This is a genomic window from Clostridium amazonense, assembly GCF_056431285.1.
Genome location: NZ_JBWKMH010000002.1, coordinates 1 through 14,082 on the forward strand (window position 1 = coordinate 1; position 14,082 = coordinate 14,082).

Here is a 14,082-nt window from a genome sequence, read left to right on the forward strand (position 1 = left end):
CCAGGTTGATAGGTGAGGGGTGTAAGCATGGTAACATGTTCAGCTGACTCATACTAATAAGTCGAGGGCTTGACCTAAAAATAATCACTGTGCAATTTTCAGAGAACAAACTCTTAAAAAGTAAATGTATAAAGTTATTAAAACTAAGTGATTTGGTTATAATAAGTTTAATCTGGTGATGATGGTTCTAAGGGTAACACTCCTTTCCATACCGAACAGGCAAGTTAAGCCTTAGGACGCCGATAGTACTGCATGGGAAGCTGTGTGGGAGGGTAGGTTGTCGCCAGGTAAATGTGGCTCGATAGCTCAGTCGGTAGAGCAGAGGACTGAAAATCCTCGTGTCGCTGGTTCGATTCCTGCTCGAGCCACCAGTTATGGCGCTATGGCCAAGTGGTAAGGCAGAGGCCTGCAAAGCCTTTACCCCCAGTTCAAATCTGGGTGGCGCCTCCAAGAAAAACTAGTAATTTTATTACTAGTTTTTTTGTTTATATGGAATTTTATATTTTTTATAAGAGCATGCAATTATATGCTCTTTATTTGTATTTAGAGTTAAAAAATTGTAATAATATCTATAAAGTTAATTACTTTAAAGATTAACACTTTATTCTAAATTTGTATTTTAATTAAAGAACATTAGAGTTACATTTAATATATAAATAAATTTGATTTTTATTAACAACATAATTAAAAAGAATTTATGCTATGTAAAATATAAGTGGTAGTATAGTTCTAGAAAAATAGTATATAAATTATATTAATTTCAATTAGAAAATAAGCTTATAAAACATAATAAAATAGTTATTGTGTTTTATATATTATTTTGATTAATAAAAAATAATTTCTTAAGAATTATCTAAATTGATAAAAATGATTTATAAAGTTAAAATAAAATATAAAATAGTATCAAAATTTATTTTATTCCATAAAATGATTATGATGATATGGGTATGAAACTATAGCAATTAGGAGATATATTGGGATATAGAACGGTAAATTCAATTAAATTAATAATTTTACATTAAAACAACTTTAAATGCCTTTAAATTGGTTAGCTTATTTATAAAAAGCCTAGTATAATACTTAAGGCGATGAGAAATAAATTAAGGGATATATTTAGGAGGATTTTTGGGATGGGTACTATGTATAAGGAAATTATATGTAGAAAGAAACTTCCAGCGATGCTACTTATTTTTTGCATAATGTTAATTTTTATACTGTTATCAGATTTCATAAATAATTCAATTTCAGGAATTAATGTAATTTGTAACATGTTTTTTCTTGCATTAACAATAATTTGTTGCATAGTGGAAGTGTATAAATGTGGGATAAGATATAAATATTCAATTATAGCTGATCAATTAATAATTCATAAGTTGGTTGGGAAAGCACAAGTTTTAGTTGAAGATATTAGAATAGTTGATATTCATAATATAGGAATATCAGACAAGCAAAATAAGAGTATTAAAATTTTTAATACAAAAAAGTACATTTGTTCAGTACTTGGTTTAACAAATAAGTATTGTTGTGTATATAAAAACAATGGTAAATATTATAGATTCTATTTTGAACCAAGCAAAGAAATGGTAGAAAGAATAAATTCTATTAGACAAAAGAAAGAAGAATTTAATAGTGAGATTTCTAATAAATTTGTGGACAAATTAATTAAGGTAAATTAAAGATTATAGTGAATATAGAAAAGTGCTATAAAAACTTATTTAAATAATAAGTTTTTATAGCACTTTTTATTTATTATAAAAATCTTTTTTTATTTCCATTAGCAAATTTTCTTTTTGTATAATATCTAATGATGTAATGCTTAAAGCTAAAATGGAATTTATAATTGATTTATTAGAAAAATTAGTTTGAGTTATTTTTGAAAAATTTGCTGATGGAAATTTTACTGAATTATCTTCACTTATTGAAATAAATGGAGCAATTGTAGGAATTGTTTCGCTAATATTTCCAGAACATATTAATTGATTAACATATACATTATTAGAAATGTGTATTATTCCACATTCCTTTAAATTGTGAGCAAGCAATCTACAGAGAGTTTTATTAGAAGTAAGCTCATGCAATGGAGTATCTAATATAAATATATCATAATCTTTATTTAATAATTTAATTAATGAATCTTTAATTTTACTTAATAAGGCTATATTTATAGATTTAATCTGGAACTCTACACAGAGATTATTAATAGTGCTTATAGATAAATTACTTGAATAAGTATCACATAATACATCTAGTTTATTTAAAATTGAATTCCAAGCATCTATTGTATGATTAATTGATTTAGAGATTATTCTTAAGGACATAGATGCAAGAGAGGTATAGTCAAGAATAGTATCATTATAAACTTGAGGTACAAATAAAAAATCTATATCTTCTAGTATTGAATTATTACTTAATCGATATTCTAAAGAAGCATCTTCAAAGCCAGGACAACCTAATAATACAATCTCACCATTTAACTTTGATACAACATTAGTTAAGGCTATAGCAGTTCCTATGGCTATAGCAGCATTAGAATTATTACCATATATATGTTGTAGGCTGTTAGATGAGCTGTATTTGCATAATAAGGCTATTTTAGGATATGTAGTTCCATAGTGAGCACAAAAGGCTGTAGGAGTGTCTAAAAAGTTATTATCAACAGTAAAGTTATATTTACGTAATATTTTAGTTATATAATTGAAAGCAATATACTCCTCAAAAGGTCTTTCAGGATTTTCATATAAAAATTTATTAATTGATAATATTTCATCTTGTATTGTTGATATAAAGCTTATTAAAGAATTTTTCACATTAGTCACTCCTTAAAAGATACTTATTAATAGTATTTCCATTATGATAATAAATATAAATAAATCTTAAAATTAAGCTATAAAAGTATAAATCAAAAAAATAGGTTAATAATTATAATGAATTAATATATAATTATTTAGATAGTGTTTAAAATTTATATGTCAATAAATTTTGAACCGTAGGAGTTTATTATGAAATGTATCATATGTAAAAAACAAGTAATAGATAAAAGTATAAATATTTATGGAATAAAAATTTGTAAATGTTGTGAGGGAAGAATTATACATAGCAATATGCAAACTGATTTTTATGAAGTTTATAAAAATAGAATAAAAAAGAGTATTGTAAACACTTTATATAGAGGAGTGAAATTTAGTGACGAATAAGTTGCCATTAATTAATGGAATAAAAAATTACATTGATGAAAATAATATTCCATTTTCTATGCCAGGACATAAATGTGGAAGAGGATTTGAACAAACAGAAGAAGGAAGAAAATTTTTAGAGGATATTATAGATTATGATATTACAGAAGTAGATGGAGTAGATAATTTACATAGTCCAGAAGGAATTATAAAAGAATCATTAGATTTACTAAAAGAATTTTATGGTAGTAAGAAATCATATTATTTAGTAAATGGAAGTACTAGTGGAAACTTAGCAATGATATTTTCTGTATTTAATGAAGGAGATAAGATTATTGTTGAAAGAAATTGTCATAGATCAATTTACAATGCGATAATACTTAGAAAGCTGAAACCAATTTATATAAGCAGCAAAATTAATGATAAATATCAATTACCTATATCAATAGATAATGATATGTTTGATTCTATTTTAGAAGAAAATAAAGATGCAAAAGGTATAGTTATAACATATCCAAATTATTATGGTATATGCTGTGATTTAGAACACATAGTTAAAAGAGCAAGAAAATATAAAATGAAGGTATTGGTAGATTCAGCACATGGGGCCCACTTTAAATGCAATGATAAATTGCCTAAGGATGCTTTAGAAGCAGGTGCAGATATAGTAGTTCAAAGTTCACATAAAACGTTATCTAGCTTTACTCAGACAGCATATTTACATGTTAATCATAATATTAATATAGATAAAGTGGATTTCTATGTTTCAACATTTTTAAGTACAAGCCCATCATATTTACTTATGGCATCAATGGAGTATGGAAGATTTTTAATGGAGGAACAAGGACAAAGAAATTATGATGAATTAATTAGACTATGTAAAGTATATAGAGAGAGAATTAATGAGCTTAGTATATTTCATATAATAGACAAAGAAGATTTGCCCAATAATATAGATTTAGATGAAAGTAGATACATTATAAATGTAAATAAAGGATATAGTGGACACAAGTTATTAGATTACTTAAGAGAAAATAATATACAGTGTGAGATGAGTGATAATAGAAATGTGCTTGCAATATTTTCTGCGTTTAATAAAGAAAAAGATGTGTTAAAATTATATGAAGTATTAAGTAAGTGTAATATAAAATTATTGGAAGATAATATTGATATAAAAATTTTAGAGAATGTAAATCCAACTATGAAGTTATTGCCATATGAAGTAATAAATATGGAATATAAAAGTATTAATTTTAAAAAGGCATTAGGAATGGTATGTTATAAATCAATAGTACCATATCCACCAGGAATTCCGTTATTAATGCCTGGTGAAGTTATAGATGAGAATATAATTAAAAGTCTAGAGTATTATATTGATAATAATGTGACTATATTAGGATTAGAAAATGAAAATATTTATGTTGTTGAACAGTAGGTGGAGGGAATTATGAAAAAGGGAATATTAATAGCTTTAGAAGGTCCAGATGGAAGTGGAAAAAGCACACAAATAAAAATGTTAGCTAAGTATTTAGAGGAGAAAGGCCACAAAGTATTGGTAACAAGAGAGCCAGGTGGTACAAAAATAAGTGAAAAAATAAGAAAGATTATATTAGATAATGATAATAAGGAGATGTGTAGTATATCAGAAGCGCTTTTATATGCAGCATCTAGGGCACAACTTGTTGAGGAAGTATTAAAACCAGCACTTGATAATGGAGAAATAATACTTTGTGATAGATTTGTATATTCTTCAATAGTTTATCAAGGTATAGCTAGGGGGATTGGGGAAGATAAAGTAAAGTATATTAACGATATTGCATTAAATGGAATGAAGCCGGACTTGACAATAATGATTAATATATCTTATGAAGAAGGTTTAAGTAGAAAGATGAATCAAAAGAAACTTGATAGGTTAGAAAATTGCGGGGACGATTTTCATAAAAAAGTATATGATGGTTATCAACACTTAAGTAGAAATACTGAGAATATTGTTATAGTGGATGGAAATCGTGAATTAGAAGTTGTTCATAATGAAATTGTTAATGAAATAGAAAAATTTATTTAACAATATACAAATATATTCTAAATTATTAGACAAATGTGGTAAAATAGAATATAAATATATTATATTAATAAAATTAGTATAAAAAAGAAGGGGAGATTGTTATGAAATTGATAATTGCCATAGTTCAGGATGATGATGCACCGGATTTAATTGATGTTATGAATGAAAAAGGAATAAGAGTAACAAAATTAGCTACAACTGGTGGATTTTTAAAAGCTGGAAACACAACGTTGATGATTGGTATAGAAGATCATAAAGTAGACTTTGTATTATCAATGATAGAAGATGTTTGTAAAGTAAGAAAGCAAATAGTATCTTCACCTTCACCAGTAGCTGGATCAACAGGTGTTTATGTGCCATACCCAATCGAAGTAGATATTGGAGGTGCTACAGTATTTGTAGTAAATGTAGACCAGTTTTTAAGGATATAGAGAATTTAGAAAAATTATTTTTATATTAAATATAACAATTGTTATTATTTGTGCAGTAAATTATTTTACTGCACATTTGATATTTTAGGAGGAACGTGAATTTTGAAAGCTATAATAGGTCATAGTGATATAATAAACAGCTTTTATAAAATAATAGAAGGTGAAAGATTTTCACATGCACATATATTTTATGGTGAGGATGGCATAGGGAAAGGTATAGTTGCAAGAAAGCTTGCAATAAAAATTATAGGTAAGAGTGAATTTAAGGATTATGTGGATATAGTACAATTTAAAATAAAGGAAAGTAAAAATTCAATAGGAGTAAATGATATAAGGGGATTAATAGATGAGATAAATAAAAAGCCATATGAAGCAATGAAAAAGGTTGTTATAATACATAATGGGGATAAAATGACAACACAAGCCCAAAATGCATTATTGAAAACTATAGAAGAGCCGCCAAAGGATATATTTATATTTGTTTTATGCGAAAATATATTAAAAATATTAGATACAATAAAATCAAGATGCCAAATACATAAGTTAAAATCACTTAGTGATGAGGAAATAGTGGAGTATTTTCAGGATAGATATCCTGAAATAGATGATGATTACTTAGAAATTATCACTAAATTCAGTAGAGGCATTCCAGGTGTTGGAGAAAAGCTTATAAATGATGAAACTTTTAAGGAAATAAGAGATAAGAGCATAGAATTATTAGTCACTATAAAAAACATGAATGTTAATGAAATTTTAAAGAAGGATGAGGAATTTTCAAAATACATAAAAGACTTTGATGTGATGATTGATATTATAATTTCTTTTGTAAGAGATACTATTTTATATAAAGAAACAGGTAATATAGGTCTTGTGATAAATAAGGATAGGGTTTCTGATATAAAAGAATGTGCTAATATATTCTCATTCAAACAATTAAATGATATTATTAGTATAATAAATGATGCAAGAGATAACATAACACTTAATGCAAATAGTTCATTAACGTTCAGTGTTATGCTACTAAAGATGCAGGAGGTGTAATAATGGTTACAGTTATAGGAGTTAGGTTTAAAAAAGCTGGGAAGATATATTATTTTAATCCTGGCGATTTAGATATAAAAAGTGATAATTACGTTGTTGTAGAAACAGCTAGAGGTATAGAGTTCGGAAGATGTGTTATAGGTAAAAGGGATATATCAGAAGAAGATATAATTTCGCCACTTAAAGATGTTATAAGAAAAGCAACAGAAGAAGATATCGAAAAGAATAGAGAAAATAAGGCTAAAGAAGAAGAGGCTTTTTCCATATGTCTTGAAAAAATACAAAAACATAATCTAGATATGAAGCTTATAGATGTTGAATATACATTTGATAATAATAAAGTTATTTTTTATTTTACAGCTGATGGAAGAGTAGATTTTAGAGAATTAGTAAAAGATTTAGCATCTGTTTTTAGAACTAGAATAGAATTAAGACAAATAGGAGTTAGGGATGAAGCGAAAATGAAAGGTGGATTAGGACCTTGTGGTAGACCTTTATGTTGTTCTTCATTCTTAGGTGAATTTGCACCAGTATCAATAAAAATGGCTAAAGAACAGAATTTATCATTAAATCCTACTAAAATATCAGGAATATGTGGAAGACTTATGTGTTGTTTAAATTACGAACAAGAAACATATGAGGAAACAAGAAAGAAACTTCCAAAGGTTGGTTCTATAGTAAAAACTGTAGATGGTGAAGGCGAAGTAATATCTAATAGTGTTATAAAAGAAAGTGTAAAAGTTAAAATAAAAGTTAAAGACTCAGAAGATGAATTAAGAGATTATAAAATAGATACAATAACTTTAGTAAGTGGAAGTTATGAAGATATTATAAATGATGTTGACATAAGAGAACTTGAAGCAGAAATTGAAGATCCAGATATAATAAAGGAATTAATAAAGGAAGATTAAATTAGTAATATCATATTAAGAATATAGTTATTATTTAATAGAATTAAAAAACTAGGCATCTACACAAAATGTAGATGCCTAGTTTTATATATTAATTGAATGAAGTATAAAATATACTAAAAACAACAATGATACTAAATACATTGGAATAGATATTTCATTTCTTTTCTTTGAAAATAACTTTACTAAGGGATATGCTATAAATCCAAAAGCTATACCATCTACAATACTATAAGTTAGAGGAATTAAAGTTATGATTAAGAATGCAGGAAACCCTTCACTAAAATCATTAAAATTAATATGCTCTATATTTTTTATCATTAGGGCACCAAGTATTATAAGAATAGGTGCTATAGCAGCATTTGGAATTATCTTTATAAATGGTATAAATAGTAATGATAATAAAAATAGCAATCCTGTTATAAAAGATGAAAGACCTGTTTTACCACCAGCTGCAATACCAGCAATTCCTTCTACTGTAGAAACAGAAGGACTAGTACCTAAAAGACCACAAAATATTGTAGAAAGAGCTGTGGCTTTAAGTGCAGGTTTAAATTTTTCCTCTGCATTAAGCATTCCAACTTGACCATGTATTAGACCTATATTTTCAAATATAAGTACTAATGCTAATGAAAAAGTAGCAATCCAAAATGAAGATGTAGATATTTTGCTAAAACTAACATTTAAAAACAATTCTTTGTAACTTGATAAGTTAGCAGAACCAAATGAAAGTCCAGAAACATCTATAAGTCCAAATCCAAAGCATATAAGAGTACCTACAATGATACTTATAAGAAATGCACCTGGAACATCTTTTACAAAAAGATATAAAGTTATTATAAGTATTATAAAGAATGCTATTATACTTGGAGATGCTAAATTTCCAAGAGAAACTAAAGTTGTTTCACTTGCAACAACAAGTCCGCTTTTTTGAAGACCTATAAAAGTTATAAATAGACCAATTCCAACAGTAATAGCTTCCTTTAAAGATTGTGGTATTGCATCTGAAATTATAGTAGATAGCTTAGTGAAAGCTACTATTGAAAAAATAATACCAGCAATTACCACAGCAGCTAAACCTTCGCTAAAAGATAAGCCCATAGATTTAATTATTGTGTATGTGAATAATGCGTTTATTCCCATACCAGGCATAATTACAAGCGGAGTATTACTCATAAAAGATAAAAGCCATGTACCAATTAAGGAAGATAAAACAGTAGCAACTATTAGTCCTTCCATAGGCATACCAGCATCGCTAAGTATACTTGAGTTAACTATTATTATGTACACAGCAGCAAAGAATGATGTAAGTCCGGCTGTAAGTTCACTTTTAAAAGTGACATTATGCTCTTTCAGTTTAAAGAGTTTATTCATTTGTTACCTCGTATTTTAATATCCCTCTCCCGCCCACATCAAAAGATGCAATAAAATTATACCACAAATAAAAAGAATAGTAACAGTATAAAAGAGGGATAATATAATTTTAAAAATTAGTATATACCAATAAGTAAAAAAATATTACTTGAATATATAAAAGTAAAGTAGAGAATAATAGAAAATATAAATAATATATAAATACATATAGGAGGCAAATCACTTATGAAAAAAGTTGCTGTAGAAAAAGGGTTAAACCCAGTCAAAAGTTTTTTGAATCAACAAGGATATCAAGTTAGAGAATTTGATTGCAATAAAAAATCCAACTCAAATTATTTAAATAATTTTGATGCAATTGTAGTAACAGGTCAAAGTGAAAATATGTTAGGTATGCAAGATGCAACAATTAGTTCATCAATAATAAATGCAGATGGAATGACACCACAAGAAGTGATGCAACAATTAGAACAAAATTAACAAGAGCAAAAAGTAATAGATTTTTTAATCTATTACTTTTTTTTATAAAAAAATAAAAAAAGTGAATAAAATTCTTAAAAATGTTAAGTATTTAAATAGAATTTATAACTTAGAGAGGTGTAAGAAATGAAATTTAAAAAGGAAATCATCGCTATGGCAACTTGTGTAGTTGTTTTAGTAGCTGTTTTATTAACTGTTAATTTTATAGGAAAGAGAAACTCAAATGTTGCAGTTGATAAAAAGAATAATAACATTGTAGAAAATAAACAAGACAAAAAATCTACAAAATCAGAAACTAAGGAAGAAACTAAAAATAAACAAGATGAAAAGAAAACTAGTGCTGACACAGAAAAAAAACAAGATCAAAATAAAGTAACTGATGAAAAAACTAAAAGTGAAGCAAAAGATGTAACAGAAGGAATATACACTGTAAAGAAAAATGATACATTATATAGTATTGCAATGGCATATATGCCAAATATAAATCATGAACAAGTTATAAATAAAATTATAACAAGAAATAATTTAAAAGATGAAAAAAGCATTGTAGAAGGACAAAAGTTAATAATTCCATATGAAGTAGCATTAGAAAATAAAACTAATAAAAATGAAGCAAAAAATGGCAATGGAAAAAATATTGCAGGTAAATATGAAATAAAAACTGGAGATAGTCTATTTAGTATTGCAAAATCAAAAATGCCAAATGTTGCAGTTAATGAAGCTGTTGAAAAAATAAAATCAGCTAACAACATAAAAAATGAAAATTTAATAAAAGTTGGAGATATTATAAACATACCTTCTAAATAAAAAAAATCCTTGCTAGCATTTTACTAGTAAGGATTTTATATTTTTAGAACTTCAATATTACAGCTTTCAGCATATAAAAAATCACTATCTAAAGTTAGTAAATAATTCAAATTGTAACACTCACCAACAGCTAAAATAGTAGCATCATTTACTGAAATTAAATGTTTAATCATAAAGTCTTTTGTTCTTGATATACAATGTTCAGTCAAATCTAGGTAATTAAATTTAATTGTATGTTCTAACTGAGAATGCATGTTAACAGCAGTTTTATAGTACACAGATAATAAATCTTTTTTTAAAACATTTTTAGATAAGTTATCAAAATAACGTTTATAAGGAATTTCTCTAGCTTTATCTGCACGTTTTTCACGTAAAGTTTTTCGATCATATTTATTAAAACTACCAAGCAAAGATTTTATATTATTTCTACTGTTAAAAGGAGTATTTTTATTTATTCTATATTGCATATCTAATATAAATACTTTGTACATAATTTGATTAAGAACTTCACATGAAATAATTGAAGTAACATATAATTTGCATTTGTTTAACATAAGCTTACGAAGTACTTCTATACATTCAGAGTGCTTTATATCATCATCATAAACTAAACTTAATAAATATGATGCATCTAAAAGTATAGAAGTATTTTCAGTAAAGTCTATATTGTTAAATGGGTATAATATCATCTCCATAAAATATACCTTCCCAATACTATAGTATATTTTATTCATATTATAAGTTTTTATAAGTTATTACAGTAACATAGAAAAAAGTTTTACAACTAATGGACTTAATAAAACTGTTATAAGTCCAGCAACACCTATTGATAAGCTACTCATAGCCCCTTCAGTCTCACCAAGTTCTAAAGCTTTAGTAGTACCTAAAGCATGAGAAGAGGTTCCTATAGCAACACCTATAGCTATATTGTGTTCTATTTTGAAAAGCTTGCATATGATAGGAGAGAAGATAGCACCCATAATACCAGTTATAATAATAGCTGAAATAGTTATAGGAGGTAATCCACCTAATTGTTTTGCGACTTCAACACCAATAGGAGTTGTAACTGATTTAGGTATTAATGAAAGTGCTATATTAGAATCAACATTGAAAAGTTTGCATAAAATTAAAATAGAGCACATTCCAACAAAACTACCAACGGTAATACCAATTATTATAGGAATAGCATTTTTCTTTAATAGATCAAACTTTTTATAAAGAGGTAATGCAAGTATTACAGTTGATGGGGTAAGAAAGAACGAAATTAAATAAGTGCCATCATTATATTTATCAAGTGGAATATTAAGTATATTTAAAGATAAAATTATAAATATCATAGATAATAGTAGTGGATTTAACCATACTATTTTTGTTTTTTTATGTATATATTGAGAAAGTAGGTACATCCCTAAAGTTAACAATAAAACAAATAGTGGGGAAGAAAGTAAATCCTTCATACATATCACTCCTAGCTTTGTTTTTTATTCATAAGTTTTGATACAAATTGAACAGTATGTGCGGTAACAACTAAAACTATACAAGTTGAAATAAAGCATATAATAAGCAGTTTAGTTACATTACCTTTTAGAACATCAACACACCCCATTATTCCAATACTAGCAGGAACAAAGAAAAATGCTAAGTTATTAAGTAAATAATTTGAAACTTCTTCTATATGTTCAGGTTTAATTACACGAGTTAATAATGCAATTAAAAGCAATAACATTCCTAAAACGTTACCCGGTATAGGTAAAGATAAAGTTTTAGATATAAGTTCACCTAAAAAGGTGATTATAAGTATAATAAAAATCTGCTTTAATATTTTCAAAAAATAACCTCCCTTAAAAAATATAAAAAAGTATCTCATAAAAAATCAACAATATGTATATTTTATTATAGATTAGGGCAATATACTAATGTGATATTAGAAAAAAATCTGAAAGTATTACAAGTAAAGCTTTGAAATATTAATTTTATACATTAATTTTATGGATATTTAAGATATTTTGAAGCATTACTCCCCCCTACACGATTTTGAACCGAAAGGTTCATTTTTTTTGTATATAAATAAAAATAGTAGATTATTGTAGATTATATGGGTTCAATATATAATAAGTAATAGTTCAAACATTAAATGATAAGAGAGGAAAGTATGGATATTATAAAAGCAAATGAAACATTAGATGATTTACAGCTTAATGGAATACATGTAATTCAGAAAAAAGATGGATTTAGATTTGGTGTAGATGCAGTAATTTTAGCTAATTTTTCTAAGGTTAAAAGAAACTTTAGGGTAATAGATTTATGTAGTGGAACAGGAATAATTCCATTTATATTAGCAGGAAAAACAGAGTGTAAAAGCATTTTAGGTATAGAAATACAAGATGAATTTGTTGAAATGGCTAAACGTTCAGTTAAGTATAATAAACTAGAAAATAGAGTTGAATTTAAGCGTGGGGATTTGACAGATAAAAGCTTTTTAAAGAACATAGAAAGAGCAGATGTAATAACAGTAAATCCACCATATAAGTTATGTAACTCAGGAATAGTAAATCCAAGTGACAAAGTAGCTATAGCAAGACATGAAGTTTGTTGCAATTTAGAAGATGTAATAATAGCATCAAGAATGTTATTAAAGGATAATGGAAGAATGTTTATGGTTCATAGACCAGATAGATTAGTTGATATAATGACTCTTATGAGAAAACATAAAGTTGAGCCTAAAAGAATAAGATTAGTTCATCCTACGCCTAATAAAGCTCCTAACATAGTATTAATTGAAGGTCAAAGAGATGGGGGAAGATTTTTGAAGTGGGAAGATCCATTAGTTATACATAATGAAGATGGAAGTTATTCAAAAGAAATTATAGAAATGTACAATTCAAATGAAATAAAGTAGGAGGGTGATTAAGTGAGTGGAAAATTATATTTAGTTCCTACTCCAATAGGAAACTTAAAGGATATAACACTGAGAGCTTTAGAAGTATTAAAAAGTGTTGATATAATTGCATGTGAAGATACTAGACAAAGTTTAAAACTTTTAAATCATTTTGCAATAAGAAAAACATTGATAAGTTATCATAAGCATAATGAAAATGGTAAAAGTGAAGATATAATAAAGGAATTAAAAGAAGATAAAAATATAGCTATTATAAGTGATGCAGGAACTCCAGGTGTTTCAGACCCAGGAGCAGTTATAGTTAAAAAATGCATTGAAGAAGGTTTATCATTTGAAGTGTTGCCAGGTGCAACAGCAATAACGACTGCACTTGTATATTCTGGACTTGATACAACTAAATTTATATTTAGAGGTTTTTTACCAAGAGAAAACAAAGAAAGAAGACCAGTTATAGAGGAATTATTGGAGAGAAAAGAAAGTTTAATATTTTATGAGGCACCACATAGATTAAAAAATACATTAGAATTTTTATATGAATCGTTTGGAGAGAGAAATATAAGTATATGTAGAGAACTAACAAAATTGCATGAAGAAATAATAAGGTTAAAGTTAAGCGAAGCAATTGAATATTATTCTGAAAATAATCCAAGAGGTGAATATGTTTTAGTATTAGAAGGAAAAAGTGAGGCTGCTATAGAAGAAGAAGAAATGGAAAAGTGGTCTAACTTAACAATAGAAGAACATATAAAAAAATATATAACTGAAGGATTAACAAAAAAAGATGCTATAAAAAAAGTATCAAAGGATAGAAAAATGACAAAATCTGAAATATATAAATATTCAATAGATATATAAAGTAGTAAATAAAGTAAAACAATGTTCCAAAGAAATGTTTAAGAGGTTT

At 26.6% G+C, this 14,082-nt stretch carries 16 protein-coding genes, 2 tRNA genes and 2 rRNA genes; 15 read left to right on the forward strand and 5 right to left on the reverse strand.

Annotated elements, in window-relative coordinates:
* The 5 genes from AC07E4_RS00070 to AC07E4_RS00090 form a co-directional block, all read left to right on the forward strand.
* A 23S ribosomal RNA gene (locus tag AC07E4_RS00070) occupies positions 1-77 on the forward strand; the annotation flags it as partial.
* Between the two features lie 94 nt (positions 78-171).
* Positions 172-289 (forward strand): 5S ribosomal RNA (gene rrf, locus AC07E4_RS00075).
* Between the two features lie 6 nt (positions 290-295).
* A tRNA-Phe gene (locus AC07E4_RS00080) sits at positions 296-371 on the forward strand.
* Between the two features lie 5 nt (positions 372-376).
* Positions 377-450 (forward strand) — tRNA-Cys (locus AC07E4_RS00085).
* Between the two features lie 680 nt (positions 451-1,130).
* Positions 1,131-1,676 carry a hypothetical protein gene (locus AC07E4_RS00090; RefSeq protein ID WP_034438450.1) on the forward strand — a complete coding sequence of 182 codons (546 nt, stop codon included), beginning with the start codon at positions 1,131-1,133 and terminating at the stop codon, positions 1,674-1,676.
* Between the two features lie 66 nt (positions 1,677-1,742).
* On the opposite strand, the gene AC07E4_RS00095 is transcribed toward AC07E4_RS00090, so the two are convergent.
* The gene (locus tag AC07E4_RS00095) at positions 1,743-2,807 is read right to left on the reverse strand and encodes a zinc-binding metallopeptidase family protein (protein WP_034438447.1); all 1,065 of its coding nucleotides are present in this window, start codon (positions 2,805-2,807) and stop codon (positions 1,743-1,745) included.
* A gap of 192 nt (positions 2,808-2,999) precedes the next feature.
* Here AC07E4_RS00095 and AC07E4_RS00100 point away from each other — a divergent pair, with 192 nt between their 5' ends.
* From AC07E4_RS00100 to AC07E4_RS00125, 6 genes are all read left to right on the forward strand, one after another.
* Positions 3,000-3,194, forward strand: coding sequence for a sigma factor G inhibitor Gin (locus AC07E4_RS00100; RefSeq protein WP_034438444.1), 195 nt, complete (start codon positions 3,000-3,002; stop codon positions 3,192-3,194).
* Complete coding sequence (locus AC07E4_RS00105) at positions 3,184-4,608, forward strand: aminotransferase class I/II-fold pyridoxal phosphate-dependent enzyme (protein ID WP_034438441.1); 1,425 nt, start codon at positions 3,184-3,186, stop codon at positions 4,606-4,608. Before AC07E4_RS00100 ends, AC07E4_RS00105 begins: the two co-directional genes overlap by 11 nt.
* 12 nt (positions 4,609-4,620) lie before the next feature.
* Positions 4,621-5,238 (forward strand): dTMP kinase, encoded by a 618-nt coding sequence (gene tmk, locus AC07E4_RS00110; RefSeq protein ID WP_187372117.1) that lies wholly within the window; start codon positions 4,621-4,623, stop codon positions 5,236-5,238.
* 101 nt (positions 5,239-5,339) lie between these two features.
* Positions 5,340-5,669: a cyclic-di-AMP receptor gene (locus tag AC07E4_RS00115; protein ID WP_034438434.1), complete on the forward strand. Its 330-nt coding sequence runs from the start codon at positions 5,340-5,342 to the stop codon at positions 5,667-5,669.
* Positions 5,670-5,771: 102 nt separating this feature from the next.
* The gene (locus AC07E4_RS00120) at positions 5,772-6,710 is read left to right on the forward strand and encodes a DNA polymerase III subunit delta' (RefSeq protein ID WP_478215455.1); all 939 of its coding nucleotides are present in this window, start codon (positions 5,772-5,774) and stop codon (positions 6,708-6,710) included.
* 2 nt (positions 6,711-6,712) lie between these two features.
* Entirely contained in the window at positions 6,713-7,621 is a 909-nt protein-coding gene (locus AC07E4_RS00125) for a PSP1 domain-containing protein (protein ID WP_034438429.1), read from the forward strand.
* A gap of 84 nt (positions 7,622-7,705) precedes the next feature.
* Here the strand turns inward: AC07E4_RS00125 and AC07E4_RS00130 are convergent, their stop codons facing one another.
* Positions 7,706-8,995 (reverse strand): NCS2 family permease, encoded by a 1,290-nt coding sequence (locus AC07E4_RS00130; protein ID WP_034438427.1) that lies wholly within the window; start codon positions 8,993-8,995, stop codon positions 7,706-7,708.
* A gap of 225 nt (positions 8,996-9,220) precedes the next feature.
* On the opposite strand from AC07E4_RS00130, the gene AC07E4_RS00135 reads away from it, so the two are divergent.
* Both AC07E4_RS00135 and AC07E4_RS00140 read left to right on the forward strand, forming a co-directional pair.
* Entirely contained in the window at positions 9,221-9,472 is a 252-nt protein-coding gene (locus AC07E4_RS00135; protein WP_034438425.1) for a YkuS family protein, read from the forward strand.
* A gap of 126 nt (positions 9,473-9,598) precedes the next feature.
* Positions 9,599-10,279: a LysM peptidoglycan-binding domain-containing protein gene (locus tag AC07E4_RS00140; RefSeq protein ID WP_034438421.1), complete on the forward strand. Its 681-nt coding sequence runs from the start codon at positions 9,599-9,601 to the stop codon at positions 10,277-10,279.
* Between the two features lie 35 nt (positions 10,280-10,314).
* On the opposite strand, the gene AC07E4_RS00145 is transcribed toward AC07E4_RS00140, so the two are convergent.
* From AC07E4_RS00145 to AC07E4_RS00155, 3 genes are read right to left on the reverse strand one after another with little or no spacing between them, the layout of a single operon-like run.
* Entirely contained in the window at positions 10,315-10,974 is a 660-nt protein-coding gene (locus AC07E4_RS00145; RefSeq protein WP_034438418.1) for a PIN domain-containing protein, read from the reverse strand.
* 60 nt (positions 10,975-11,034) lie between these two features.
* Positions 11,035-11,736 (reverse strand): LrgB family protein, encoded by a 702-nt coding sequence (locus AC07E4_RS00150; protein ID WP_034438414.1) that lies wholly within the window; start codon positions 11,734-11,736, stop codon positions 11,035-11,037.
* Between the two features lie 11 nt (positions 11,737-11,747).
* Positions 11,748-12,107, reverse strand: coding sequence for a CidA/LrgA family protein (locus AC07E4_RS00155; RefSeq protein ID WP_034438411.1), 360 nt, complete (start codon positions 12,105-12,107; stop codon positions 11,748-11,750).
* Between the two features lie 324 nt (positions 12,108-12,431).
* On the opposite strand from AC07E4_RS00155, the gene AC07E4_RS00160 reads away from it, so the two are divergent.
* Both AC07E4_RS00160 and rsmI read left to right on the forward strand, forming a co-directional pair.
* Positions 12,432-13,178 carry a tRNA1(Val) (adenine(37)-N6)-methyltransferase gene (locus AC07E4_RS00160; RefSeq protein WP_478215456.1) on the forward strand — a complete coding sequence of 249 codons (747 nt, stop codon included), beginning with the start codon at positions 12,432-12,434 and terminating at the stop codon, positions 13,176-13,178.
* A gap of 12 nt (positions 13,179-13,190) precedes the next feature.
* Positions 13,191-14,033 (forward strand): 16S rRNA (cytidine(1402)-2'-O)-methyltransferase, encoded by an 843-nt coding sequence (gene rsmI / locus AC07E4_RS00165; protein WP_034438404.1) that lies wholly within the window; start codon positions 13,191-13,193, stop codon positions 14,031-14,033.
* Positions 14,034-14,082 lie beyond the last annotated feature (49 nt).

Excerpts from the sequence above, each read along its gene's own strand:
- AC07E4_RS00145 (WP_034438418.1), bottom strand. The coding sequence starts at position 10,974 with ATGGAGATGATATTATACCCATTTAACAATATAGACTTTACTGAAAAT.
- AC07E4_RS00135 (WP_034438425.1), top strand. The coding sequence starts at position 9,221 with ATGAAAAAAGTTGCTGTAGAAAAAGGGTTAAACCCAGTCAAAAGTTTT.
- AC07E4_RS00140 (WP_034438421.1), top strand. The coding sequence starts at position 9,599 with ATGAAATTTAAAAAGGAAATCATCGCTATGGCAACTTGTGTAGTTGTT.
- AC07E4_RS00125 (WP_034438429.1), top strand. The coding sequence starts at position 6,713 with ATGGTTACAGTTATAGGAGTTAGGTTTAAAAAAGCTGGGAAGATATAT.
- tmk (WP_187372117.1), top strand. The coding sequence starts at position 4,621 with ATGAAAAAGGGAATATTAATAGCTTTAGAAGGTCCAGATGGAAGTGGA.
- AC07E4_RS00160 (WP_478215456.1), top strand. The coding sequence starts at position 12,432 with ATGGATATTATAAAAGCAAATGAAACATTAGATGATTTACAGCTTAAT.
- AC07E4_RS00090 (WP_034438450.1), top strand. The coding sequence starts at position 1,131 with ATGGGTACTATGTATAAGGAAATTATATGTAGAAAGAAACTTCCAGCG.
- AC07E4_RS00130 (WP_034438427.1), bottom strand. The coding sequence starts at position 8,995 with ATGAATAAACTCTTTAAACTGAAAGAGCATAATGTCACTTTTAAAAGT.
- AC07E4_RS00115 (WP_034438434.1), top strand. The coding sequence starts at position 5,340 with ATGAAATTGATAATTGCCATAGTTCAGGATGATGATGCACCGGATTTA.
- AC07E4_RS00100 (WP_034438444.1), top strand. The coding sequence starts at position 3,000 with ATGAAATGTATCATATGTAAAAAACAAGTAATAGATAAAAGTATAAAT.
- AC07E4_RS00150 (WP_034438414.1), bottom strand. The coding sequence starts at position 11,736 with ATGAAGGATTTACTTTCTTCCCCACTATTTGTTTTATTGTTAACTTTA.